Genomic DNA, 23,687 nt, shown 5'->3' on the forward strand with positions numbered 1-23,687 from the left:
CAGCAATGCGATGCAACGCGAACGGTAACTCGACGGCTGATGATCAGCGCTTGCCGTGCTCCGCCGGACAGGTCGTCGACCGCATGGAATCCGCCTTCGGAGAGTCCAACCCGTAGCTGATCCGGACTTTTACGTGTGAGCGGCATGAGGAACCTTGGATGGAGCAGTAAGCCATGCCGGAGATCGAGGGGCCCGCGTCGGCATCGTCCGGGGAACAGCGCGGTGCGGGTATGGGCGTTCTTCTGTCTCGGGGAGGCACGGTGACGACTGAACGCCGAGCCCGGTCGCTGCGTCTCTGCCCGCATCGCTCACGCACAACGGCTGGCCCGGTCCGTAAGTGCCCTGTGTGCCAACTACGAGAGCCCTGACCACCAGTGCCCCAACGGGCCCGGAGCAAGCCGCGTATCTGCGCATCCTGCTGCACTTTCCGGGGTGCGAGGAGTGCCGTGCTGTGGACGAGTACGGCAGGGCCGCCACCCCGTGCGACATCGGTGACCGGCTCTATGCGGAGTATCGGCTGGCACGGCGTGACCGCGCCGTCGCGCATGCGGCGTGATGATCGACGCAGACCTGCTCCCAGGCCAGCCCCGGAGGAAACCTCTTCTGAACTGGCCCTTCTGACTGTGCCCCGGCAGGATCGAACCTGCGACCCCCGTTTTAGGAGAGCGGCTGAAGTGTCTCGCTACTGATTTGCGGCTTCGATAACTGATGTGGTGGCTGGCAACTTGACTGCACACCGCCGCTGCTGCCCGTGGCTGACTCCTATATCTGGCACGGTAGTGGCACGAACGTCAGCCCGCGTCAGCCAGCTGCGAGGGCGTGTGAGCTGACCAACCAGGCCGCGCATGCCCCGCCGCTCCCCCATCCCTTCTAGGCCCACGCTGCTGGGTGTCGTCGACCAAAGCAACCCCGCGAGGCCGGCAGCACGGTGGCGATCCTTAGGCTGACTTCGCGAACCCCCTGCTCGTAGCCGCACAAGAGTTCAATTCCCCGCGCCGAGCAGTGACTTCGAGGGGCGCATACCAGTCGAAGTTCCTCGGGCGTTGTCGGCTACACCATCCAGCGCTCGGGACAGGCGGTAGCCTCCTCACCCGCCCACGGGCAACCGAGGCAAGGGGGAGGCACCGCGCATGCCCACACTGCCGTCCGCTGGATGATCCTGCGAACCCTGGGGTGGAGGGATCTCGCGCCGCTCCACGGCCGTTGTCGCGGTCTCCGCGGGCAGTCCCATCCACCAGTCCGGCGCAGAGCGAAAGATCTACACCGGCAGAAGAACCTGCACTGGGAGGAGGGTCTACCCCGCCCGCATCGCCGACCGGCCAGCCAGCGCCGACCGAAGAGCCGAGTACGGTCGGTTCTGAGCCGGGAGGGCTGCCCGCGGCGGACATTACCCCTAGCGGTCTAGCTGGTGCCCGGCCGCCCGCCTCGGCGCCAGCTCCCAGCGACGCTCCGGCTCCTGACAGGGAACGCTTCCGCGATGCATTGGCCGAGCAGTTTGCACCCGGCACGGCGTCACTGTCCCGGGCCAAGCGGCGGCGGACACGCGCAGCCATCCTCACCGTCACCGGGGTCGTGGCAGTCTGCGGGGTGCTGCTCGGGCTGCTTGGTGACTACGCCTATGAGTTGGTCACCGTCGACTCGCGCCTGCAGTCCGAGCAGGACGTCGAAGACCGGCTCGACCGGCAGGAGCCTCCCTTCACAGCCGTCGCGAGTCCCGACACGTCGGCACTTGACGGCGACGAGTGGACCATCGTGCTCGATCGCACGCTGAACCCCGGAGAGGTACGGGCCCTGCTGGCGTTGGATGCGGAAACCGACGACTTCGGCCGCCGTGTGTGGCGCCTGCTTGGCCCGTTGGGCGGCCGAGTTATCGGCGCCACCCCAGTCATGCCGAAGGCGGAGCGGCATCCCTACGGACCTAGCTCCTTTTGCACCCTCAACCTGTTCAGCAAGCGCAAGTCTCCCGTTTCCATTACCGGGATGCGGGCCGTCAACGTGCACTGTGCCCCCCGACCGCGCAGACAGTGGTTCGAAAGCCGAACGCCGGTGAGTCCGCATACTCCGGAGTCCTGTTCGATCTCACCGGGACGGACTCCATTCCGATCGTCCCCGTTGGCACCGATGAAGGCCCGGACCAGGCCCGCCCGTACTTCGAGCGTCGAAGGATCGACCTGGGTGGCGGCCTGGAACCCGGTGGGCTGCGCGTGGCCGCCGTCACGGGCGACACCTGCGACTGGGATATCGAGCAACCTACACGGATGCCGACGGTAGGCACGCAGGCCTCGTGCTCCGCAACGGAACGAAGCCCTTCCGGGCCGAGTCCTGGCCTAGATCGCCCCGTCAGCGGTTCGTCTACGACATCGCGCTGCACCCAAAGCTGCTGCCCTGCCATGAGAATCGCTACGCAGCGGAGGTCGCCTGCTCGCCGGACGAGTGGTGACCGGGACGGTGCCGGTCGGCGTGAGCCCAGCTTCTTGATCGGATGACTACGACTGTGTGTCCTGCGGTGCTCCTTCGGCCCCCCGCGCGCGACTGACCAATTCCTGTGCAAACTCGCGGTAGCGCGCCACCTCCTCGTCGAACTCTGAGTTGTCCATGTCCAAGCCTGAAGCTGGCCCAGGCAGCCGAGCAAGCTCGCGCAGGGTCGGCTCGTAGTCCGGAGCGAGGCCCTTATGGCACGTACTACAGAGGGTGACGAGATTTTCCTCGGCCGTCGGGCCAGCCATTCGCCAGGGCACTAGGTGGTGCACATGCAGCTCGATGTCCGTGTAATCGCTGGGCCTGCGACCACAGACCACGCACCGAAAACCATCCCGCTTGATGACTTGCATCCATAGCTTCTTGCTAGGAGCCCGACGCTCAACCGCATCGTCCGGAAGGTGCTCAGTACCGAGATACCCGAATCCGCCCACCTCGATGGAGCCGTCATGCATGCACTCCGAGGGTGCGATCACATCGGCCAAATGGTCTTCAGCAACTTGCTTGGCGACCAGAGCGTTCCCGCCGAGCCGCAGGTAGAGCGCGAGGCTGGCCTCATCATGCACGGCGACCCAGTCCCGTCCCATCACGGACCAGGCTTCGGCGACGCCTGCGGGATTAACGAGGCTGGCGGCCCGTACTTCCCAGCGAGGATTCCGTTCGGAGAACCCAACCCAGTGAGTCTGCGCCCCCCAGAATGGGCGCCCGCGTCGATTGGCTCCAAGGGTGAGGGCGTAGTAGTCACCTTCGGGTTCAAACGTCTTCATGGTGCCAAGCACCTGCAACAGCCTTGTCCTAGCAGGGCTCTGCTCGTCTGTCATGGCATGACTGTGGCACGCAGGACTGACACGGACCCTGCTCGTCGAGCCACTCCGAACTGGAATACGTCAGATGAAGCCGTAGCTGGCCTCTGCGTCATCCGGCTGTACGACGCTCGGCACGGCACCGGGACCCTCCTCACCACGGCCGGGGTCGCGCCCCGCATCGTGATGAAGATCTTGGGCCACTCCCAGATCAGCATCACCATTGACGTGTACACCCACGTTGTCCAGGACACCCAGCGTGAGGCCATGAGCCACATGGACCGGCTGTTGCGAAAGAGGCGCCCTGAGCGCGAGTGATCGCCCGCGTTGATGTCAGAAGCGCATGTCAAAGGCCCCGGACCAAGATCGGTCCAGGGCCTTCTCGCTGGTGCCCCCGGCAGGATTCGAACCTGCGACACCCGCTTTAGGAGAGCGGTGCTCTATCCCCTGAGCTACGAAGGCAGTGGCACTGGACGCAAGCAGCGACGTGCCCGTGGTCTGGGAGGACCACAGGCGTCAGCGTACCGGATGCGGGTCGGGCGGGTGTGGGGGTCACGTCAGGGATCCGGGGTGGCGAGGTGGCGTCGAGGTACCTCAGGGCCCGGGGGAGGCAGGTGGCGTGGGGCAACCTCAGGGCCCGGGGGAGGCAGGTGGCGCGGGGCAACCTCCGGGCCCGGGGAAGGCACGTGGCGTGGGGCACCTCAAGGGCCCCCGGGAGACACGTGGCGCCGGGTACGTCAGAGTCCTGGCCGGACCGCGCGGGCGTCACGACGCCGCGACGTGAGTGAAGCGCGCCGCCGTATGGAAGTCCGTCTGGATCCGCATCGCCGTCGCCGTCAGTTCCGGAAGGAGGTCCGTCACGCACTCCCGCGGGGTGCGGCGGCTGGCGTGCAGGGCTGTGTTCAGGGCCGCCACCACCCGGCCCGATCGGTCGCGGATCGGGACCGCGATCGAGCGGAGGCCCTCTTCCAGTTCCTCGTCCACCAGGGCGTAGCCCTGGGAGCGGACCGAGGCGAGGGTCCCTTCCTCACGGGTGTCCGCCAGCAGGACCCTGCCCGGTGCCGTCGCGTGGGCCGGCAGGCTCGTGCCCACCGTGATGTTCACGCTCATCACCCGGGCCGTCGTCGCCCGGGCCGTGTACTGGATCTCCTCGCCGGAGTCCGACAGCACCGCCAATGACGTCGACTCGTGGATGCGGGACGTCAGGTCGGCCAGGTGGGGCTGGGCGATCTCCGGGAGGGTGGTGCGGGACAGGGGTGGGAAGCCGAGGGAGAGGACCCGGGGGGTCAGTGCGAAGGTGCGGCCGGCCGGGGCCACCAGGCCCAGGTGTTCGTAGGTGATCAGGGCCCGGCGGGCCGTCGCCCGGGCCAGGCCCGTCGCCCGGGCCACCTCCGTGAGGGTCAGCTCCGGCCTGCCCTCGCCGAAGGCCGTGAGGACGGTCAGTCCCCGGGCCAGGGATTCGATGAACTCGCGTCCCAGTTGCTGCTTGGACGCGCCCGTCCAGAGCGCCAGGTCCGAGGGGGGCGGGCCGGGCTCGGGGGGCGGGGTGTCGCGGAGTTCGCGTTCCATCGCCTCGACCGTGGACCGCAGCCTCGGGAGGAGGGCCGTCCGCAGGGTGTGGGCGGTGTGGCGGCTCGTGTGGCTGACCACGCTCGCCACGCTCGCGATCCGGCCGTCCGGTCCCGGGCTGCGGACCGGCACCGAGATCGCCACCAGGCCCGGCTCGATCAACTGGTCGTCCAGGGACCAGCCGTTGGCGGACGCCTCTTCCGTGCGGCTGACGAAGGTGTCGTCGTCCCGCGCGTCCGGTCGGTGCGTCCGTGGCGGTACGGCCGTGAAGGACAGGTCCCTCGGATCCGCCGCCCTGCGGTCCCGCCAGCGCTGCCAGTCCGCGGTCGTCCACTCCGCCGCGAACAGCGGGCCGGGCGCGGTGCGTTCGGCCGGGAGCAGGTCGCCGATGCGGAAGCTGAGGGACATCGCGCGGCGGCGGGTCGCCTGGTGGATGAAGCGGATGCCGTCCTGGTCGGCGACCGCGAGGGAGACCGACTCGTCCAGTTCGTCTGCCAGGGCGTCCGCGTGCGGGGAGAGCAGGGCGGGCAGGCGCAGGGCCGACAGGTAGGCGTTGCCCAGTTCCATGAGGCGGGGGGACAGGTGGACGTCCCGGCCGTCGAAGCGGACGTAGCCCATGCGGGCGAGGGTGGTCGTGATGCGGTCGACCGTGGAGCGGGCGAGGCCGGTGGCGCGTTCCAGGCCGCTCAGGCTCAGCGTGCCGTTCGCCTCCGTCAGTTCCCGCAGCACCGCGATTCCGCGGATGAGGGGAGCGACCGCCTCCGCGGGGGCGCTCCCACCGGTACCGGTGAGGGCAGCTGCCCTGGCGGTCATGGCCCCCTCGGCCGGCGGTCCCTTCTCGTCGGCCGTCGGGGCGGACCCCTCCGGAGGCGTCTCGGGCATGGGCTTCGCTGGCATCGGTTCTCCGGTACGGCGGTCGCGACGGCCGCGAGGACCGCGACGGCCGCGAAGACCGCGACGGTCGCGGCAGGCCCACCGTAATCCGAAACGGTGGTCCGGATGCCGGGCTGTCCGGGGCGTTGAACTCCCCCCGGCGCTTCGCGCGCCCCCCACCTCTGCTCCTCCCCACCCCTCCCTACCTCCTCCCTTCCCTACCTCCTCCCTTCCCTACCTCCTCGTCACCCGCACCCGGTACGCCCCCTCCCCACCGGCCCCCGCCGCCCCCACCGCTCCCGCCCCCGCCACCTCGATCGTGATCCCCCGTGCCGCGTCGCGGAACGTCTCGCCGGGTGTGAACGGCGCGTCCGACAGTTCCGCGTGGACGTTCGGCGCGCGGGTGCAGCCGCCGCTGTCGCGGCGGGAGTCGATGACGGTGACCGGGCCCATGCCCGTGTCCACCTTCGCGTCGACTTGGTAGATCAGGACGCCCGGGCGGCACACCGCCTCGTCGTTGCCGGCGCGGGTGCGCAGTTCGACGGCGTAGCCGGTTCTGCGGTCCAGGGGGACGAAGACCAGTTTGGAGCCGCCGGCCAGGGCCAGGGGCGTCAGGGCGTACTCCGTGGTGCCGGGGGACGCCGCGCAGTGGACCTGGGCGGCGTCGAGCCAGCCCAGTTTCCACTTGTGCCAGCCGAGGAAGTCGTTGTTGGCCCCCCAGTCCTCGCTCATGATGTCCCAGTGGCCGACCGCGCCCCCGCCCTCCGCGGTGTACAGGTCGGGCAGGCCGAAGACATGGCCGTTCTCGTGGGGGAGGACGCGGTAGCCGGTGCGGTCGTAGGAGCCGGAGCCGTCGTCCTGGCGGGAGTAGACGAAGGAGGCGTTGGCCACGGGTTTGCCGTCGGCCCGGGGTGCCTCCGGGTTGCCGGCGAAGGTGACGGACAGGACCGTGTCCAGGGCGGAGGGGCCGGCGTTCGGGGTGACCAGGACGTTCAGCAGGTCGTACGCGCGGAAGTCCACCTTCGGGTCGGCCGCGGCCACCAGGTCCTCGACCAGGGCGCGGTAGCCGGGCTCGAACGGGGCCCCGCGCTCTATGCCGTACTCGCGGAAGGACTTCGGCATCCGCAGCCAGCCCGGTATCGGGGTCTCGGGACGGTAGTCGAGGCGGCCGTAGGAGCTGGTGCGGAACCAGTCGCGGGTCTGCGGGAAGAACTCGTGGAAGCGGTCCTGGGCGTCGCCCTCGCCGGGGGCGTCGGAGAAGTCGATCATGAGAGTGAGGGCCCGGACGGTGCCGGTGGAGCGGGTGTAACCGGCGGAGGTGGGGATGCCCTCGGACATCTGGACCTCGCGTGCGCTGCGGATCATGCAGGGACCGTGTGCGGAGGTGTGGGACAGGGTGACGGGGCCCGCTCCCGCCGTGCTGGCGCCCGGTGCGAGTCGGCCCGTGCCCGCCGAGGTGCTGACCGTGAAGGTCAGGGCGGTCACGCAGGCCAGGGCGGCCAGACGGCGCCTCGGTATCCGGTGGCCGGGCGGCCCCGTGCCGTCCGGGCGGGGGTGCCGGGGCTGCGGCTGCCTGCAAGGGACCTGCAAGGGACCTCCCGCGCCACGGCAGCCACCGGTCTCCGGCTGCACCCTTGCGATCACCCTGCGTCGCGGGGCGGGGGGGACGCGCGCTGGAGGAGACCGATCGTGGGTTTCCCGTCAGTAGGGGCCGGATGGTCTTGAGCAGGGGCCGGATGGTCTTGTGAGCCAGGTCACAAACAATTTCCGCGCGAGCGGGAAATACCGGGGACCCAGTCCCCGTTTAGCCATGTGTCCGACCGAAACGGGGATGCAGTCCCCGGATCGCCTCACTCACCAGGAGTACACCGTGCAGACCGCCACCCCCGAAGCGCGCAAGGTGCCCCGGCCCCGCGCCGACGCCCTGCGCAACCGGGAGCGGATCGTCACCGCCGCCCGGGAGATGTTCGTCGAGCACGGCCCCGAAGTGCCGCTCGACGAGATCGCCCGCCGGGCCGGGGTCGGCAACGCCACGGTGTACCGCAACTTCCCGGACCGCGACGCGCTCGTCCGCGAGGTCGTCTGCTCCGTCATGGACCGTACGGCCGCGGCCGCCGAGGCCGCGCTCACCGAGACCGGCGACGCGTTCGAGGCGCTGGAGCGCTTCGTGCACGCCGCCGCCGACGAGCGGATCAGCGCGCTGTGCCCGATGGTCTCCAGCACGTTCGACAAGCACCACCCGGACCTGGAGGCCGCGCGCGAACGGGTCGAGCGGCTGATCGCGGAGGTCATGGACCGCGCCAGGGAGGCCGGGCAGCTCCGGTCCGACGTGGACGTCGGGGACGTCATGATCGCCGTGGCCCAGCTCAGCAGGCCCCCGGCCGGAACGGAATGCTTCCGGGCCGACCGGTTCGTCCACCGCCATCTTCAGCTGCTCCTGGACGGGCTGCGGGCCCCCGCCCGCTCCGCCCTCCCGGGCACGGCCGTGACCCTGGAGGACCTGCGCCGGCCCTGACCGAACCGTCCAGCCCGATCCGAACCAGCCCGATCCGAACCAGCCCGATCCGTCCAGCTCCATGAGCTCCGTCCGACCGCTTCGCCGATGAGTTTCAGGCCGCCCCACCCGTCTGAACCCCTGAACGACAGCTGAACGACAGTCCCTACGGCCGTCCCCGCAGACGAGCCGTCACCTTTCGTCACCTTTTTCCGTCACGAAGTCCCGAAGTGGGTATCCCCATGTCTGAAACAGCCTCCAAGACCTTCGGCACACCGGTCAGAGAACCGGACGCCGGCCGCTGGAAAGCGCTCGTCTTCATCGCGCTCGCCCAGCTGATGGTCGTCCTGGACGCCACCATCGTGAACATCGCCCTGCCCTCCGCCCAGCAGGACCTGGGCATCTCCGACGGCAACCGGCAGTGGGTCGTCACGGCCTACGCGCTCGCCTTCGGCGGTCTGCTCCTGTTCGGTGGCCGGATAGCCGACCTGTGGGGCCGCAAGAAGGCCTTCGTCGTCGGTCTGGGCGGCTTCGCCGCGGCCTCCGCGCTCGGCGGCGCGGCCACCAACGAGGCGATGATGTTCGGCGCCCGCGCCCTCCAGGGCGTCTTCGGAGCCCTGCTCGCGCCCGCCGCGCTCTCCCTGCTGGCCGTGATGTTCACCGACGCCAAGGAGCGCGCCAAGGCGTTCGGCATCTACGGCGCGATCGCCGGTGGCGGCGGTGCGGTCGGCCTGATCCTCGGCGGTTTCCTCACCGAGTACCTGGACTGGCGCTGGACGTTCTTCGTGAACATCCCGTTCGCCATCGTCGCCGCGGCCGGAGCGTACTTCGTCATCCGTGAGCCGGAGGGCGGCCGCAACCGCTCGCCGCTCGACATCCCCGGTGTGCTGCTGTCCACCTTCGGCCTGGTCGCCCTGGTCTACGGCTTCACCCGCGCCGAGTCCGACGGCTGGAGCGACACCGTGACCGTCGCCATGTTCGTCGCCTCGGCCGTGCTGCTCGCGGCCTTCGTGTTCGTCGAGTCCAAGGTCAAGGCCCCGCTGCTGCCGCTGCGCGTGGTCACCGAGCGCAACCGCGGCGGGATCTACCTCTCCCTCGGTCTCGCGATCATCGCGATGTTCGGCCTGTTCCTCTTCCTGACCTACTACCTGCAGATCGTGAAGGGCTACTCGCCGGTCAAGACCGGCTTCGCCTTCCTGCCGATGATCGCGGGCATGATCACCGGTTCCACCCAGATCGGCACCCGTCTGATGACCCGGGTCGCGCCGCGTCTGCTGATGGGCCCCGGCTTCCTGGTCGCCGCGCTCGGCATGCTGCTGCTGACCCAGCTGGAGATCGGCTCCTCGTACGCCGCCCTGCTGCTGCCGGCGATGCTGCTGCTCGGTCTGGGCATGGGTACGGCGTTCATGCCGGCCATGTCGCTGGCCACCCAGGGCGTCGAGCCGCGTGACTCCGGCGTCGCCTCGGCGATGGTCAACACCTCGCAGCAGGTGGGCGGCGCGATCGGCACGGCCCTGCTGAACACCATCGCCGCCTCGGCGACGACGGCGTACGTCGCCGACCACATCGCCGGGGCGACCAGCCGGTCCCAGCAGCAGCTGGTCCAGCTGGAGGCCATGGTGCAGGGCTACACCAGCGCCATCTGGTTCGCCGTCGGCATCCTCGTGGTGGCCGCCGTGATCGCCCTGACCTTCGTCAACGCCGGCCGCCCGGGCGCTCCGGCGACGGCGTCCTCCGGCGAGGACGCGGCGGACGAGGTGCAGATCCCGGTCGTCGCCCACTGACGCCCGCGCACCGCACCCCTTCGGGCCATCCGTAGGCGCGGGGAAGGGGACGCCCCGCACCTGCGGAATCCAGGACCTGCCCGGCTCGCGCGTCAGCGGAGCCAGGGCAGGTCCGCACCCGCTTCGGCCGGCTGAAGTCCCTCGGCGACGATCCGCATGATCTCGCCGAGGGACTTCTGCTGTTGCGGGGTGAGCCGGTCGAAGACCGCCTGGCGCACGGCCTCCACATGGCCCGGGGCGGTCTGCCGCAGCACGTCGTAGCCCTCGTCCGTGAGGACGGCGAACTGGCCCCGCTTGTCGTCGGGGCAGTCCTCCCGGCGCACCCAGCCGTTCTTCTCCAGCCGCGCGATGGCGTGCGAGAGCCGGGACCGGGTGATCTTCGCCAGCATGGCGAGCTCGGTCATCCGCAGCCGTCGCCGCGGCGCCTCGGCCAGCTTGACCAGAAGGCCGTAGTAGACGTGCGGCATGCCCGCGTCGCGCTGCAGCTGACGGTCGAGATGGTCGTCGAGGAGGGTGACGCCCTCCATGAACGATCGCCAGACGTGCTGCTCCTCGTCGGTGAGCCAGCGCGGTTCCTGGGGCTCCTGGGCGGAGCCCGGTGTCGGTGCGGATGCGGGTGCCTTCATGCGTTCCACTTTACGTGGCTCCTCCTTGAACTTTAAACAAATGGTCCGTACAGTTTTGTAGGGAACCACGTTTTGGAAGGAGCCGCAGCATGTCCGCCGCCACCCAGGAGCGCATGCCCGCTCTGTACCTCAGCCACGGCGCCCCGCCCCTGGCGGACGACCCGGTCTGGCCCGGTGAGCTGGCCGCCTGGTCCGCCGGACTGCCGCGACCCAAGGCCGTCCTGATCGTCTCCGCCCACTGGGAGGAGGCCCCGCTCGCCCTCGGCGCCACCGAGACCGTCCCGCTCGTCTACGACTTCTGGGGCTTCCCGGAGCACTACTACCGGGTGACGTACGACGCCCCCGGCGCACCGGAGCTCGCGGAGTCCGTACGCAAGCTGCTGCGCGCCCCCGGCATACCCGTCCAGGACGTCCCCGACCGCGGCCTCGACCACGGCGCCTACGTCCCGCTGGTCGAGATGTACCCGGAGGCCGACCTCCCGGTCCTGCAGGTGTCCATGCCGACGCTCGACCCGGTCCGGCTCATGGAGATCGGCCGCAGGCTCGCCCCGCTGCGGGACGAGGGCGTGCTCATCGTCGGCTCGGGTTTCTTCACCCACAACCTGGCCGCGCTGCGGCAGGGCGGCATCCCCGCCTGGTCGGCGGAGTTCGACGACTGGGGCCGGCGGGCGCTGGAGGCGCGTGACGTGGACGCCCTGCTCGACTTCACCCGCAAGTCCCCCGCGGGGCAGCTGGCCCACCCGCGCACCGAGCACTTCGCCCCGCTCTTCGTGACGATGGGCGCGGCCGACGCGACCGGCGAGCTGGACGCGCAGAAGTCCGTGATCGACGGGTTCTGGATGGGGCTGGCGAAGCGGTCGGTGCAGTTCGGCTGAGGCAGGCAGGTCCGAGGCGGGCACCTGCAACGGCTTCCGAGGCGGGCGCCTACAACGGCTTCTCGTACCAGGCCACGTCCCAGTACCGGCCGAACTTGCGGCCCACCTCCCGGTACGTGCCGACGTGCCGGAAGCCGAAGTGCTCGTGCAGCCGGGCCGACGCCTCGTTCGGCAGCGCGATGCCCGCGTAGGCGCGGTGCAGATCCTCGCCCGCGAGGGCCTCGAAGAGGGCCTTGTAGAGGAGTGTGCCGACGCCGCGCCGGCCGGCGTCGGGGGCCACGTACACGGTCGTCTCCACCGAGGTGGCATAGGCGGGCTTCATTCGGAAAGGGCTGGATGTGGAGTAGCCCAGAATCCTCTGAGTGTCCGGTGCCGTGGCAACCATCAGGCGGTGCGGCCCGTCTTCAGGGTGGGAGAGCAGCCAAGGGCGGCGCTCCCCCGGAGTGAAGATCGCGGTATCGAATGTGATCGCCGTCTCAAGTACATAGTGGTTGTAGAGGGCCGTGAGGGCGTCGAGGTCACCCTCGACTCCCGGCCTGACCTGCACCTCTGTGTGTTCCGACGGCATCGCGCCTCCCCGGGTGGGCGGACAGGGTACTGCATGATCAGAAAAATCGGAGGCCGGGTTGGGAATTCTGTCCTGATTCCAGTCGTTGTTTCCATCGGATGCAGGGCACCCGAGGAGAGTCCGGAGAGTCCCGGAAGACGGAGTCCAGCGTCCGAAGGACCACCCGCTGACCTCACCATCGCAAGGGAGCTCGCATGGCAACCCGTGCCGTCGCCCGTCGTCAGTCCGCCACCGGCGAGACGGCCGACGCGGCAAGCAGTGTTCGCGCCCATGGCGGCGAGATCGCCGACCGCGACCTGGTCGGCATGTACCTCGACGAGATCGCGCGCACACCGCTGCTCGACGCCGCCAAGGAGGTCGAGCTGTCGCAGATCATCGAAGCGGGTGTGTTCGCACAGCAGATCCTCGACGGCCTGGAGGAGAACAAGGCCGGGGCCTCGCCCGAGGAGCTGCAGGCCCTGGTCGACGCGAGCGAGCGGGCCAAGGACGTCTTCATCCGCTCCAACCTGCGCCTGGTCGTCGCCGTCGCCCGCCGCTACCCCCGCAGCGGCCTGCCGCTGCTGGACCTGATCCAGGAGGGCAACGCCGGCCTGGTGCGCGCCGTCGAGAAGTTCGACTACCGCAAGGGCTTCAAGTTCTCCACGTACGCCACGTGGTGGATCCGCCAGGCCATCACCCGGTCGATAGCCGACCAGTCCCGTACGATCCGCCTGCCCGTCCACCTCGTGGAGGAGCTCGGCCGGATCCGCCGTGTGCAGCGCGAGTTCAACCGCGAGCACGGCCGGGACCCGGAGCCCGCGGAGATCGCCGCCGAGCTCGGCTCCACGCCCGAGCGGGTCACCGATGTCCTGGACTGGGCCCGCGACCCGGTCTCGCTGAACATGTCGGTGGACGACGAGGGCGAGACCCAGTTCGGCGACCTCCTGGAGGACACCTCGGCGGTGTCGCCCGAGCAGTCGGTCCTCACCCTGCTGCGCAGCGAGGAGCTCGACGACCTGATCGGCCGCCTCGACCAGCGCACGGCCTCCATCATCAAGATGCGCTACGGCATCGAGGACGGCCGGGAGCGCACGCTGACCGAGGTCGGCAAGGAGCACGGCCTGACCCGCGAACGCATCCGCCAGATCGAGAAGCACGCGCTGCTGGAGCTGAAGAAGCTGGCCCGCAGCACCGGGTTCGACGCGGCGGCGTGACCAGCGCCGTCTGAGATCCGCGTGGCCCTTCGCCGGGTGGCGCGAGACCGGTGGAAGACGGTGAGCGTCCGGGCGTACGACCCGTTCCCGCTGCGGCCAGTGGGTCACGGACCGTGTGCGCCCGGAGGGCACCGCGTACGCCGGGTGGCGAAAGACCGCGCAAACATGGCGTTGTAACGCCGCTTCAATCCACGGACTCAGGGAACAAGACTTCTGGGTCCACCAGTTCGGGCCCGGGGTCACACCCCCTGACCCCCGACAGCCACGTCCCGTCGCACTCCCCCCGGCGCCGGGACTTTCCCCGAAGCCGGGCTTCGGCGTCCCTCCCCCCGGACGTCGGGGCCCGGCTCTCTTGCTGGAGGGCGGGCCACCCCGTACCTGAACCACGGGGTGGCCCGCCAGATGGCAGATTGTGTCACATGGGCATAGCCTGCCGGGCGTGAGCAGCACCACCCCGACCCCGCCTTCGCCCTCGCTGACCGAGCGGCGGAAGGCCGAGACACGTATGGAGATCGCCCGGGCGGCGGCCGGCCTCTTCGTGCGGCACGGCTTGCGCGCCACCCGCGCGGAGGACATCGCCCAGGCCGCGGGCATCGCCCCGCGCACCTTCTACCGGTACTTCGCCACCAAGGAGGAGGCCGTCGCCCCGCTCTACGCGACCGGCGCCCGCCGCTGGGTGGAGGCGGTACGCGCCGCTCCCGCCGACGCCGGGGTCCTCCGGGCCCTGGAGCAGGGGGTGCGCCACACCCTCACCCCCGGCGTCGGCGTCTCGGCGTCCTCCTGGGAGCGGGTCCGCTCGCTGCTGCGCCTGGCCGAGACGACCCCGTCCCTGCGCAGGGTGTGGGCGGAGGTGTGCCAGGCCTCCGAGCGGCTGCTGGGGGAGGTGCTGGCGGAACGGGTGACACGTGCAGACGCGCCCGGCGCTGCCGGGGCGCGCCGGGGCGGCGACAACGTTGCCGCGACCGGTCGGCCACCCGCGATCACCCCTGAGCTGCGCTTCGCCGCCGCCGTGGCGAGTGCCGCCGTCCGTGCCGCGCTGGAGGCCTGGGCCGCGGGGGACGGGCCCGTCGAGGGCCCGGACGGTCCGGCGGAACTCGCCCTGCGCAACCTCGCGGCCCTGCGGGACTTCCCGTGGGGGCCGTGACGCGAGGGCTCAGGCTCCGCCCGCGTCCCTCTGCGGGACTTCCCGTGGGGGAGACGCGTCCAGGGCTCACGCCCCGGCCGCGTCCCGTCCACCGGCCGCCCTGCTCAACCGTGCCCCCAACTCCCGGACCGCCGTCACGAGTTCCGGCGGCTCGTGCACCACGAAGTCGCACTCCAGCATCGCCAGCCGGAACGCCACCCACTGCACCGCGTCCCCGGCGGACCACCGCAGCCGGCAGCTGCCCTCGTCCAACGGCTCGGGAGTGCCCAGCCATTGGGGGACCCGGGCGGCGATGAAGCCGGCCGGTGCGGCGAACGTGACGTCGAAGTCGTAGGACCGCTGCTGCCGTTGCATCGAGCGCCGCAGGTACTCGGCCGCGCTCCCCGTCGGCAGTTCGCGCGGTACGAACCGGGCCCCGGTGGCGAACGGCTCGCTGACCCGGTCGACACGGAACGTGCGCCAGTCGTCCCGGTCGATGTCGTACGCCACGAGGTACCAGCGGCGGCCCGTCGACACCAGCCGGTACGGCTCCGTCAGGCGCCGCGACCCGGTGCCGTCCGCGGCCCGGTAGGCGAACCGCAGCCGCTCGTGCCCGGCCACCGTCGAGGCCATGACGGTCAGCGTCTCGGGCGCGATGCTCGGCCCGTCCCCACTGGTCAGTGGCGTAGTCGCGGCCTGAAGGGTGGTCACGCGGTGGCGCAGCCGGCCCGGCAGGACCTGCTCCAGCTTGGCCAGTGCCCGCACCGAGGCCTCGTCGAGGCCCTCCACCGCGTGCCCCGCCCCGGCGCGCAGCCCGACCGCGATGGCCACGGCCTCCTCGTCGTCGAGCACGAGCGGCGGCATCGCCTTGCCGGCGACCAGCCGGTAGCCGCCGTCGGCGCCCTTGGTCGCCTGCACGGGGTAGCCCAGCTCGCGCAGCCGGTCGATGTCCCGCCGCACGGTGCGGCGGGAGACCCCGAGTCGCTCGGAGAGCTCGCCGCCGGGCCATTCGCGGGGCGTCTGGAGGAGGGAGAGGAGCGTCAGCAGCCGGGCCGGAGTGTCCGTCGTCATAGCGAAGAGGATGCCGCACCACTAGGACATGATCTGACCTATTGGGGGTTTAGCTTCGCATCATGAACTCCACCGACACCACCCTCGGCACGGCGGGCGGCGGGACCGACCGCCGGCGCTGGTTCGCCCTCGCGATCGTGATGACCGCGGCCTTCATGGACCTCGTCGACGTGACGATCGTCAATATCGCCATCCCCTCGATCCAGCGGGAGGCGGGCGCGTCCTTCAGCCAGATCCAGTGGATCACCGCCGGTTACGCCCTCGCCTTCGCCGCCGGGCTGATCACCGGCGGACGGCTCGGAGACATCCACGGGCGCAAGCGGATCTTCCTCGTCGGCATCGGCGGGTTCACGGTCGCCTCCGCGCTGTGCGGTCTCGCGGTGAACCCGGAGATGCTGGTCGCCTCGCGGTTCCTGCAGGGCGGCATGGCGGCGCTGATGGTGCCGCAGGTGCTGTCGATCGTGCACGCGACCTTCCCGGCGCACGAACGGGGCAAGGTCTTCGGGCTGTTCGGCGCGGTCGTCGGCCTCGGGGCCGTGTCCGGCCCGCTGCTGGGCGCGCTGCTCACCGAGTGGAACCTGTTCGGCTGGGAATGGCGGTCGATCTTCCTGATCAACCTGCCGGTGGGTGTCGCCGGCCTGATTCTCGGCAGCCGCTTCATCAGCGAGTCCAAGGCGCCGCGCGCCCTGAAGCTGGACCTGGTGGGCGTCGCGCTCGTGACGCTGGGCCTGCTGATGCTGCTCTACCCGCTCATCCGGGGCCGCGAGCTGGACTGGCCGGTGTGGGGGTACGTGTCGATGGCCGGGTCGCTCGCCGTCCTCGCGGTGCTGGTGGCGTACGAGAAGCGCAAGGCCGCGCGGGACGGTTCCCCGCTGGTCGAGCTGTCGCTGTTCAGGGTCAAGAGCTTCGCGGCCGGGATCGCCGTGCAGACCGTCTTCGGGGTCGCGCTCGGCGTGTTCTTCCTGGTGTGGACGCTGTACATGCAGTTCGGGCTGGGCTGGAGCCCGCTGAAGGCCGGGCTGACCGGGGTGCCGTTCTCGATCGCGGTGTCGGTGGCGGCCGGGATGTCGGTGCAGAAGCTGGTGCCGCGCTTCGGGCGCAGGGTGCTCCAGGCGGGCGCGCTGGTGATGGCGGCCGGGGTGCTGCTCTACATCTGGGAGTCCGGGCACTACGGCCTCGCGATAGAGCCCTGGCAGATGGCGCTCCCGCTCGTGGTGATGGGCGTGGGCATGGGCCTGATCGTCGCGCCGCTGACGGACGCGATCCTCTCGGAGGTGCCGCGCGAGCACGCCGGTTCGGCGTCGGGGCTGATCAACACCGTGCAGCAGATGGGCAACGCGCTGGGGCTCGGCCTGGTGTCGGTGGTGTTCTTCGGCACGATCTCCGACCACCTGCGGCCGGAGCAGATCGGTCCGGCCTTCGCGGATGCCTTCCAGAACGCGCTCGGCTGGGTCGCCGCGGTGCTGGGCGCCATCTTCCTGCTGATGTTCGCGCTGCCGAAGCGGCCGGCTCAGCATGTGGAGGGCGAGCAGGCGCCGGTGGCGGCGAAGGAACCGGCGCTGGTCTGACCGGAGGAAACGGGCCCGGCACCTCGGTGCCGGGCCCGTTCGCGTCTCCGCTCCCGTGGTCGCTGGACCTTTCCGGTCATGCCCGATTGGGTCCGAACCTGTTTACTTCGCGGAAATCTCGGCGTAGCCTCCCGCTGAAACCACACGTTCGGGCATGAGGTGGAGGCGGACGGACATGTACGCACCGGAGCGGCAGCAGGAGATCCTCCGGCTCGCCCGTGACGGCGGCCGAGTGGATGTCGTGTCGCTGGCCGAGGAGTTCCAGGTGACGGCGGAGACGATCCGTCGGGATCTGAAGGCCCTCGACCGCGCCGGACTGGTCCGCCGGGTGCACGGCGGGGCCATCCCGGCCGGACGGCTCGACTTCGAACCGGACCTCGCCGAGCGCGAGACGACCGCCGCCGACGAGAAGGACGGCATCGCCAAGGCCGCCCTCGCGGAACTGCCCGTTGAGGGCACGGTCATCCTCGACGCCGGGACGACGGTGGCCCGGATGGCCGCCGCCCTCCCGCTGGAGGCCTCCCTCACCGTCGTCACGCACAGCCTTCCCATCGCGGCCCGCCTCGCCGACCACCCCGGCATCCAGCTCCACCTCATCGGAGGGCGCGTACGGCACCGCACCCGCGCCGCCGTGGACGCCTGGGCGCTCAGGGCGTACGGCGAGATCCGCGCCGACGTGCTGTTCGTGGCCGCCAACGGCTTCTCCGCCGAACACGGCCTGACCACGCCCGACCTCGCCGAGGCCGCCGTGAAACGCGCGGCCGTGGCCGCCGCCCGCCGGGTGGTGCTGCTCGCCGACTCCTCCAAGCACGGCCAGGAGCACTTCGCCCGCTTCGGCGACCTGAGCGATGTGGACCTGCTGATCACCGACAGCGGGCTGAGCCCCGAAGACGCCGTCGCGATCGAGCGCGGCGGCACGGAAGTAGTGCGCGCATGATCCTCACCGTCACCCCCAACCCGTCCCTGGACCGCACCTACGAGGTGCCGTCCCTCGACCGCGGCGAGGTCATCCGCGCCACCGGCGAGCGGATGGACCCGGGCGGCAAGGGTGTGAACGTCTCGCGTGCCGTCGCCGCGGCGGGGCAGCGCACGGTGGCGATCCTGCCCCTGGGCGGTGCCCCGGGCGCCCTCGTCGCCGACCTGCTCGACCAGCAGGGCATCGAGGTCGCGCCCGTCCCGGTCGCCGGGGCCACCCGCTCCAACATCGCCCTCGCCGAATCCGACGGGGTCCTGACGAAGATCAACGCGCCCGGCCCCGAACTCTCCGGTGCCGAGCGGGAACTGCTCCTGGAGACCGTGCGCCGGCAGTCCCGCGACGCCTCCTGGATCGCCTGCTGCGGCAGCCTCCCGCGCGGACTCGCCCCCTCCTGGTACGCCGACCTGGTCGCCCGCGCGCACGCCGCCGGGGCGCGGATCGCCCTGGACACCTCCGGGCCCGCGCTGCTCGCCGCCCTGCGGGAGCGGCCGGACGTGGTCAAGCCGAACGCCGAGGAGCTCGCCGGAGCCGTCGGCCGTCCCCTCGCCACCGTCGGCGACGCCGTCAAGGCCGCCGAGGAACTGCGCGAGATGGGCGCCCGGGCCGTCCTCGCGAGCCTCGGCGCCGACGGACAGCTGCTCGTCACCCACGAGGGCGCCTGGTTCGGCAGCGCCCGGGTGGCCGCCGTCCGCAGCAACGTGGGCGCCGGCGACTCCTCCCTCGCCGGCTTCCTGATCGCCGGCGGCAACGGCCCCGAGGCCCTCGCCTCCGCGGTCGCCCACGGCGCGGCGGCCGTCCAGCTCCCCGGCAGCGTCATGCCGACGCCGAGCGACCTGGACCCGGCGGCGGTGACGGTCACGGCCGAGGTCCCGGCGGACCGTGTGCTGAAGGAGCCGGTGTCATGACGTACGACGAGCAGCGCGGACCGACGCGCGAGCGGCGGGCCCCCTCCCCGTTACCCCTGGGCCACGCCTCCACCCCCGTCACCCCCCACCGCACCCCCGTCCCCCTCCCCGCCCACCCCTCCCACCGGGCGATACGCGTGCTAAGGAGCCCGCGATGAGCGACATGATCACGGCGGACCTGGTCGATCTCGACCTGGCCGCCGACACCAAGGAAGCGGCGGCGCGAGCCCTCGCCGAGCGCATGGTGGCCCTGGGCCGGGTGACCGACCTGGACGGCTTCCTCGCCGACGTGGCGGCCCGCGAGGTCCAGATGCCGACCGGCCTCGACGGCGGCATCGGCATCCCGCACTGCCGCAGCGCGCACGTCACCGAGCCGACGCTCGCCTTCGGCCGCAGCGCCGCCGGCATCGACTTCGGTGCCGCGGACGGCCCCGCCGACCTGATCTTCCTGATCGCCGCGCCGGCCGGTGCGGACGACGCCCATCTGACGATCCTGTCGTCGCTGGCCCGGCAGCTGATGAACAGCGAGTTCACCGACGCCCTGCGCGCGGTGGGCGACGCGCCGGCCGCGGCGGCCCTGATCCGCGGCGACGAGCCGGAAGCACCCGCACCCGCGGGTTCCGAAGACACCGTGGCGTCGGCGGGAGCGGCCTCTCCCGCCGCCGCCACGGTCACCGACGACACCGCCCCCGCCGAGGAGCGGCCGTTCCGCATCGTCGCCGTCACTTCCTGTCCCACCGGCATCGCCCACACCTACATGGCGGCCGAGTCCCTGGAGAACGCCGGCCGTGAGGCGGGCGTGGAACTCACCGTCGAGCCCCAGGGCTCGGCCGGTTTCACCCGGCTCGACCCGCAGGTCATCGCGGCGGCGGACGCCGTGATCTTCGCCCACGACGTGCCCGTACGGGAGAAGGAGCGGTTCGCCGGCAAGGCCACCGTCGACGTCGGGGTGAAGGCGGGCATCAACCGCCCCGCCGAACTCATCGCCGAGGTCCGGGAGAAGGCCGCGCGCGGCGAGGTCACCTCCGGTTCCGCCCCGTCCTCCCCGGTGGACCGCGCGGGCGACTCCGGCGAGGGCTACGGCACCAAGCTGCGCAAGTGGCTGATGTCCGGGGTCAGTTACATGGTGCCGTTCGTCGCCGCGGGCGGTCTGCTCATCGCCCTCGGGTTCGCGATCGGCGGCTACAAGATCAACAAGGCTCCGTCGGTGATGGACCACTTCCTGTGGACCCAGGCCGACAGCTGGGCGGCCCTGCTCTTCCAGATCGGCGGTGTCGCCTTCGGCTTCCTCGTCCCGGTCCTGGCCGGCTACATCGCCTACGGCATGGCCGACCGGCCCGGCATCGTCCCCGGGTTCGTCGGCGGCATGATCGCGTTCAACATCAACGCCGGCTTCCTCGGCGGCCTGGCGGCCGGTCTGATCGCCGGCGGCGTGGTGATGGCGATCCAGAAGGTGAACGTCCCGGCGGCGCTGCGCGGCATCATGCCCGTGGTGGTGATCCCGCTGATCTCCTCGGCGATCGTCGGGTTCCTGATGTTCGTCGTCATCGGCAAGCCCATCGCCGAGGCCCAGAAGGGCATGACCGACTGGCTGAACGGCCTGTCCGGCAGCAACGCGATCCTGCTCGGCACCCTCCTCGGCCTGATGATGTGCTTCGACCTCGGCGGCCCGGTCAACAAGGTCGCCTACACCTTCGCCACGGCCGGTATCGCGGTGGCCAGCCCCAGCGACTCGGCGATGAAGATCATGGCCGCGGTGATGGCGGCCGGCATGGTCCCGCCGCTGGCGATGGCCCTGGCGACGACCGTGCGCGGCAAGCTCTTCACCCAGACCGAGCGCGAGAACGGCAAGGCCGCCTGGGTGCTCGGCGCCTCGTTCATCTCCGAGGGCGCGATCCCGTTCGCCGCGGCCGACCCGCTGCGCGTCATCCCCGCCTCCATGGCGGGCGGCGCGGTCACCGGCGCCCTGTCGATGGCCTTCGGCGCCACCCTGCGCGCCCCGCACGGCGGCATCTTCGTCGTCCCGCTGATCGGCAACGCGTTCCTCTACCTGATCGCCATCGCCGCGGGCGTCTGCGTCACGACGGCCCTGGTGATCGTCCTCAAGGGCCTGCGCAAGCCGGTCCCGGGTGCCGCGGCGGCGTCCGGCGAGGGCGGCGCGGCACGGGCGGCGGAGACGAAGCAGCCCGTCGCGGTGTGAAGCGGCTGGGGGTTCGCCCGATTCGAGGCGTGTGAACCGTTCATGCCACCTGCGAGATAGATCACGAAAGTCACGGCCCGGGACCGAAGTCCCGGGCCGTGGTGTCTACTGGGGCGCATGCCCGAGCACGTCTCCCGATGGCCCGAAGGCCACCCGCTCCCCGCCCTCCCGCAACAGCGGCAGACGGGCCCCCGGTCGGAGTCCTTGGAGCTGACAGCCGAGGAGAGAGCCGCCTTCGCCGACCTGGTGCGCCAACTCGGCGACAGAGGCGTCTAGCGAACCTCCGTCCGCCTCAGGAGCGTTGCGCCGCCCGCCGCTCCATCGCCTCGCGTGCCGCGTCCTCGCTGGCGTACACCTCGCACATGTGCCGTCCGTCCGGCGTCGCCGTGTGCTCGACCTCCCAGAGGGAGACCTCCTCGCCGTCGCGCAGCAGGAACGCGTGCTCGTAGAGCGAGAAGCCCAGGCCCGCCCGGCCCGCGCGGCACGGCCGGCCGAAGGCCTGGGTGATCCGGTGCCCCGACGCCGTGGCCAGCAGGGCCGCCGTCTCCGCACCCGGCCGGTCCGTGTTCTCCGCCCGGCGCAGTAAACGGCGCGCGTGGTCCGCGGAGTTCTCCCCGGCGTAGGCATGCCGGGGGGCGGGGACGGGTGACAGCTGTACCGTCACCGGCAGTTCGAAGTCCGGGGTGTCCGGCGGCAGCGGCAGCCGCATGGTGGCCGCGCGCAGCTCCTCCTCGTCGACGTACACCTCGTGATGCGGTTCGCTGCCCGGCGCGGTGTTGTGGACGAGCTCCCAGAGCGTGAGCGCCGAACCGTCGGCGAGCAGCCATGTGTGCCGGTACGTCTCCCGGTGCAGGCCCGCACTGTGGTGCGCGGAGTGCAGCGAACCGTCGTGCGCCAGCGCGCAGTCCAGGCGCCTTATCGTCTCGTCCGGTAGCTCGAAGGAGTTCAGGGCGCGGCCGAGGAGTCGCGCGAGGTGCTCCTCCGGAGACTCGGGCGAGTCGTGGGGTTCGTACGCTGCCGTCTCGTACGGAACGCTCAAGGTTTCTCCCGGCGTTGCTGCATGTCACCTTGTGGGTGCATACGGTAGCCCCTCGGTCGGACATCATGTCCGGGAACCGAGAAAACGTACGTCCGGGAAAACGCGCGGGCCGCGCGAAAAGTTCCCGCGCGGCCCGGTCGGTCCGTCAAAAACCCCAGCTGGGGCGATCTTTCAGGCGGTCTGCCGGACGGTCAGGAAGTGCTGCCCGCGACCCACTGGCTCCACGGCATGTTCCAGCCGTTGAGTCCGTTGTCCGGCGCCACCGTCTTGTCGGGGGAGTTCTTCACGATCACCACGTCCCCGATGAGGGAGTTGTCGTAGAACCACTTGGCCGACGTGCTGCCGCCCGCGCCCTGGACGTCGGCGAGACCGACGCAGCCGTGGCTGGTGCCCTGGCGGCCGAAGGGCGGGTTGCCCTTGTTGTACCAGTAGTTGCCGTGGATGAACGTGCCCGACGTCGTCAGACGCATCGCGTGCGGCACGTCCGGGATGTCGTACTCCCCGCCCAGCCCGACCGTCCGGCTGTTCATCCGGGTCTGGACGAACTTCTCGGAGATCACCATCTGCCCGTTGTAGGTGGTGTGCTCCGGGCTGCCCGCCGAGATCGGGATCGTCTTGATGGTCTTGCCGTCCCGGATGACCGTCATGGTCTGGGTGCTGGCGTCGACCGTGGAGACCTGCGAACGGCCCACCGTGAACGTGACCGTCTTCTTCTGCACGCCGTAGACGCCGTTCGCGCCCTCGACCCCGTCCAGGTCGATCTTCATCGTGACCTTGGAGCCGGCCTTCCAGTACTCCTCCGGCCGGAAGTCGAGGCGCTGCCCGTTGAACCAGTGCCCGACGATCTTCTGCCCGCTGCTGGAGGAGACCGTGATGTGCGACTGCACGGCCTTCCGGTCGGTGATGGTCTTGTCGAAGGTGAACGACACCGGCATGCCCACGCCGACCGTGGTGCCGTTGTCCGGCGTGTAGGTCCCGATGAAGCTGTTCGACGTCGTCACCGTCGTGAAGATCGAGTTGGCCGCGGCCGTCCGGCCATCCGCGTCCTTGGCGGTCGCCGATATCTGGTACTTCGTCCCGCGCTCCAGCTGCTCCTTCGGCTTCCAGACCTTGCCGTCACCGGAGACCGAGCCCGCGACGGTCTGCCCGCTGCCCGCCACCGTCATCTTCACCTCGGTCAGCTTCCCGTCGCTGACCTTCACGCCGGTCGTGTTGATGGACGCGCCGGTCGAACCGTCCTTCGCCGAGATGGCGATCTTCGCCACGGACGTCTTGGCGCCGCCCTTGCCGTCCTTCCCGTCGTCCTTGGCGTTGGCGCTGCCACCGCAGGCGGTGAGGGTCAGGGCGCCGACCATCAGGGCGGCACAGGCCGTCAGAGTGCGCCGCGCTGAAATGTTCGGCGTTGTCACGGGCTGCTCCCAGTTCGTGTGATGTTGCGTGATCCGCTCCAGTACGTGAGGGAAGAGGGGCCGGGGAACCGGTCGGGTTCCGTCCGTTCCCCATGAAGGCCGTCACGTGACAGAACCGCGACAAATTCCGGTT

At 70.7% G+C, this 23,687-nt stretch carries 19 protein-coding genes, 1 tRNA gene and 1 pseudogene; 12 read left to right on the top strand and 9 right to left on the bottom strand.

Going from position 1 to position 23,687, the window contains the following annotated elements; translation table 11 throughout:
- The first annotated feature begins 267 nt into the window (after positions 1–267).
- Positions 268–495, top strand: a complete 228-nt coding sequence (locus HNR57_RS41125) for a DUF6415 family natural product biosynthesis protein (protein WP_513820935.1) — start codon at positions 268–270, stop codon at positions 493–495.
- A gap of 1,991 nt (positions 496–2,486) precedes the next feature.
- Here HNR57_RS41125 and HNR57_RS39605 read toward each other — a convergent pair.
- Positions 2,487–3,299 (bottom strand): HNH endonuclease, encoded by an 813-nt coding sequence (locus HNR57_RS39605; RefSeq protein ID WP_246554751.1) that lies wholly within the window; start codon positions 3,297–3,299, stop codon positions 2,487–2,489.
- An 81-nt stretch (positions 3,300–3,380) separates the two neighbouring features.
- On the opposite strand from HNR57_RS39605, the pseudogene HNR57_RS19370 reads away from it, so the two are divergent.
- A pseudogene (locus HNR57_RS19370) lies at positions 3,381–3,599 on the top strand (tyrosine-type recombinase/integrase); the annotation flags it as partial.
- A 68-nt stretch (positions 3,600–3,667) separates the two neighbouring features.
- On the opposite strand, the gene HNR57_RS19375 reads toward HNR57_RS19370, so the two are convergent.
- The 3 genes from HNR57_RS19375 to HNR57_RS19385 all read right to left on the bottom strand — a co-directional run bounded on the left by HNR57_RS19375 (position 3,668) and on the right by HNR57_RS19385 (position 7,226).
- Positions 3,668–3,743 (bottom strand) — tRNA-Arg (locus tag HNR57_RS19375).
- A 303-nt stretch (positions 3,744–4,046) separates the two neighbouring features.
- Positions 4,047–5,747, bottom strand: a complete 1,701-nt coding sequence (locus tag HNR57_RS19380) for an IclR family transcriptional regulator domain-containing protein (protein WP_376772267.1) — start codon at positions 5,745–5,747, stop codon at positions 4,047–4,049.
- Between the two features lie 210 nt (positions 5,748–5,957).
- Positions 5,958–7,226, bottom strand: coding sequence for a M6 family metalloprotease domain-containing protein (locus HNR57_RS19385; protein ID WP_184561454.1), 1,269 nt, complete (start codon positions 7,224–7,226; stop codon positions 5,958–5,960).
- 367 nt (positions 7,227–7,593) lie between these two features.
- On the opposite strand from HNR57_RS19385, the gene HNR57_RS19390 reads away from it, so the two are divergent.
- Both HNR57_RS19390 and HNR57_RS19395 read left to right on the top strand, forming a co-directional pair.
- Complete coding sequence (locus HNR57_RS19390; protein WP_184561259.1) at positions 7,594–8,238, top strand: TetR/AcrR family transcriptional regulator; 645 nt, start codon at positions 7,594–7,596, stop codon at positions 8,236–8,238.
- 221 nt (positions 8,239–8,459) lie between these two features.
- The gene (locus HNR57_RS19395) at positions 8,460–10,001 is read left to right on the top strand and encodes an MFS transporter (RefSeq protein WP_184561260.1); all 1,542 of its coding nucleotides are present in this window, start codon (positions 8,460–8,462) and stop codon (positions 9,999–10,001) included.
- A 92-nt stretch (positions 10,002–10,093) separates the two neighbouring features.
- Here the strand turns inward: HNR57_RS19395 and HNR57_RS19400 are convergent, their stop codons facing one another.
- Positions 10,094–10,627: a MarR family winged helix-turn-helix transcriptional regulator gene (locus HNR57_RS19400; RefSeq protein ID WP_033314579.1), complete on the bottom strand. Its 534-nt coding sequence runs from the start codon at positions 10,625–10,627 to the stop codon at positions 10,094–10,096.
- 89 nt (positions 10,628–10,716) lie between these two features.
- On the opposite strand from HNR57_RS19400, the gene HNR57_RS19405 reads away from it, so the two are divergent.
- On the top strand, positions 10,717–11,502 hold the full coding sequence (locus HNR57_RS19405) for a dioxygenase family protein (RefSeq protein ID WP_184561261.1): 786 nt from the start codon (positions 10,717–10,719) through the stop codon (positions 11,500–11,502).
- A 49-nt stretch (positions 11,503–11,551) separates the two neighbouring features.
- Here HNR57_RS19405 and HNR57_RS19410 read toward each other — a convergent pair whose 3' ends face one another.
- Entirely contained in the window at positions 11,552–12,070 is a 519-nt protein-coding gene (locus HNR57_RS19410) for a GNAT family N-acetyltransferase (protein ID WP_184561262.1), read from the bottom strand.
- A gap of 194 nt (positions 12,071–12,264) precedes the next feature.
- Between HNR57_RS19410 and HNR57_RS19415 the strand changes: the two genes are divergently transcribed.
- Positions 12,265–13,263, top strand: coding sequence for a sigma-70 family RNA polymerase sigma factor (locus tag HNR57_RS19415; RefSeq protein WP_031107295.1), 999 nt, complete (start codon positions 12,265–12,267; stop codon positions 13,261–13,263).
- Between the two features lie 439 nt (positions 13,264–13,702).
- Positions 13,703–14,407, top strand: coding sequence for a TetR/AcrR family transcriptional regulator (locus tag HNR57_RS19420; RefSeq protein WP_313674081.1), 705 nt, complete (start codon positions 13,703–13,705; stop codon positions 14,405–14,407).
- Positions 14,408–14,473: 66 nt separating this feature from the next.
- Here HNR57_RS19420 and HNR57_RS19425 read toward each other — a convergent pair whose 3' ends face one another.
- A complete protein-coding gene (locus HNR57_RS19425; RefSeq protein ID WP_184561263.1) occupies positions 14,474–15,457 on the bottom strand; it encodes a helix-turn-helix transcriptional regulator in 984 nt (327 codons plus the stop codon).
- 62 nt (positions 15,458–15,519) lie between these two features.
- Here HNR57_RS19425 and HNR57_RS19430 point away from each other — a divergent pair, with 62 nt between their 5' ends.
- The 5 genes from HNR57_RS19430 to HNR57_RS19450 all read left to right on the top strand — a co-directional run bounded on the left by HNR57_RS19430 (position 15,520) and on the right by HNR57_RS19450 (position 21,382).
- Positions 15,520–17,025 (top strand): MFS transporter, encoded by a 1,506-nt coding sequence (locus HNR57_RS19430; protein WP_184561264.1) that lies wholly within the window; start codon positions 15,520–15,522, stop codon positions 17,023–17,025.
- A gap of 175 nt (positions 17,026–17,200) precedes the next feature.
- Complete coding sequence (locus tag HNR57_RS19435) at positions 17,201–17,962, top strand: DeoR/GlpR family DNA-binding transcription regulator (protein WP_184561265.1); 762 nt, start codon at positions 17,201–17,203, stop codon at positions 17,960–17,962.
- Positions 17,959–18,906, top strand: coding sequence for a 1-phosphofructokinase (pfkB, locus tag HNR57_RS19440; protein ID WP_184561266.1), 948 nt, complete (start codon positions 17,959–17,961; stop codon positions 18,904–18,906). Before HNR57_RS19435 ends, pfkB begins: the two co-directional genes overlap by 4 nt.
- Before the next feature lie 154 nt (positions 18,907–19,060).
- Positions 19,061–21,106 carry a PTS fructose transporter subunit IIABC gene (locus HNR57_RS19445; protein ID WP_184561267.1) on the top strand — a complete coding sequence of 682 codons (2,046 nt, stop codon included), beginning with the start codon at positions 19,061–19,063 and terminating at the stop codon, positions 21,104–21,106.
- A gap of 117 nt (positions 21,107–21,223) precedes the next feature.
- Positions 21,224–21,382 (top strand): hypothetical protein, encoded by a 159-nt coding sequence (locus HNR57_RS19450; RefSeq protein ID WP_184561268.1) that lies wholly within the window; start codon positions 21,224–21,226, stop codon positions 21,380–21,382.
- Between the two features lie 16 nt (positions 21,383–21,398).
- On the opposite strand, the gene HNR57_RS19455 is transcribed toward HNR57_RS19450, so the two are convergent.
- Entirely contained in the window at positions 21,399–22,145 is a 747-nt protein-coding gene (locus HNR57_RS19455; RefSeq protein WP_184561269.1) for a DUF6227 family protein, read from the bottom strand.
- 191 nt (positions 22,146–22,336) lie between these two features.
- A complete protein-coding gene (locus HNR57_RS19460; protein WP_221342691.1) occupies positions 22,337–23,500 on the bottom strand; it encodes a L,D-transpeptidase in 1,164 nt (387 codons plus the stop codon).
- Positions 23,501–23,687: the final 187 nt, after the last annotated feature.

It is taken from the genome of Streptomyces paradoxus (assembly GCF_014202475.1).
Lineage (GTDB): Bacteria > Actinomycetota > Actinomycetes > Streptomycetales > Streptomycetaceae > Streptomyces > Streptomyces paradoxus.

Coding starts and splice junctions, on each gene's coding strand:
- HNR57_RS19380 (WP_376772267.1), bottom strand. CDS start 5,747: ATGCCAGCGAAGCCCATGCCCGAGACGCCTCCGGAGGGGTCCGCCCCG.
- HNR57_RS19445 (WP_184561267.1), top strand. CDS start 19,061: ATGAGCGACATGATCACGGCGGACCTGGTCGATCTCGACCTGGCCGCC.
- HNR57_RS19435 (WP_184561265.1), top strand. CDS start 17,201: ATGTACGCACCGGAGCGGCAGCAGGAGATCCTCCGGCTCGCCCGTGAC.
- HNR57_RS39605 (WP_246554751.1), bottom strand. CDS start 3,299: ATGACAGACGAGCAGAGCCCTGCTAGGACAAGGCTGTTGCAGGTGCTT.
- HNR57_RS19405 (WP_184561261.1), top strand. CDS start 10,717: ATGTCCGCCGCCACCCAGGAGCGCATGCCCGCTCTGTACCTCAGCCAC.
- pfkB (WP_184561266.1), top strand. CDS start 17,959: ATGATCCTCACCGTCACCCCCAACCCGTCCCTGGACCGCACCTACGAG.
- HNR57_RS19460 (WP_221342691.1), bottom strand. CDS start 23,500: ATGGTCGGCGCCCTGACCCTCACCGCCTGCGGTGGCAGCGCCAACGCC.
- HNR57_RS19395 (WP_184561260.1), top strand. CDS start 8,460: ATGTCTGAAACAGCCTCCAAGACCTTCGGCACACCGGTCAGAGAACCG.
- HNR57_RS19415 (WP_031107295.1), top strand. CDS start 12,265: ATGGCAACCCGTGCCGTCGCCCGTCGTCAGTCCGCCACCGGCGAGACG.
- HNR57_RS19430 (WP_184561264.1), top strand. CDS start 15,520: ATGAACTCCACCGACACCACCCTCGGCACGGCGGGCGGCGGGACCGAC.
- HNR57_RS19410 (WP_184561262.1), bottom strand. CDS start 12,070: ATGCCGTCGGAACACACAGAGGTGCAGGTCAGGCCGGGAGTCGAGGGT.
- HNR57_RS19425 (WP_184561263.1), bottom strand. CDS start 15,457: ATGACGACGGACACTCCGGCCCGGCTGCTGACGCTCCTCTCCCTCCTC.
- HNR57_RS19450 (WP_184561268.1), top strand. CDS start 21,224: ATGCCCGAGCACGTCTCCCGATGGCCCGAAGGCCACCCGCTCCCCGCC.
- HNR57_RS19400 (WP_033314579.1), bottom strand. CDS start 10,627: ATGAAGGCACCCGCATCCGCACCGACACCGGGCTCCGCCCAGGAGCCC.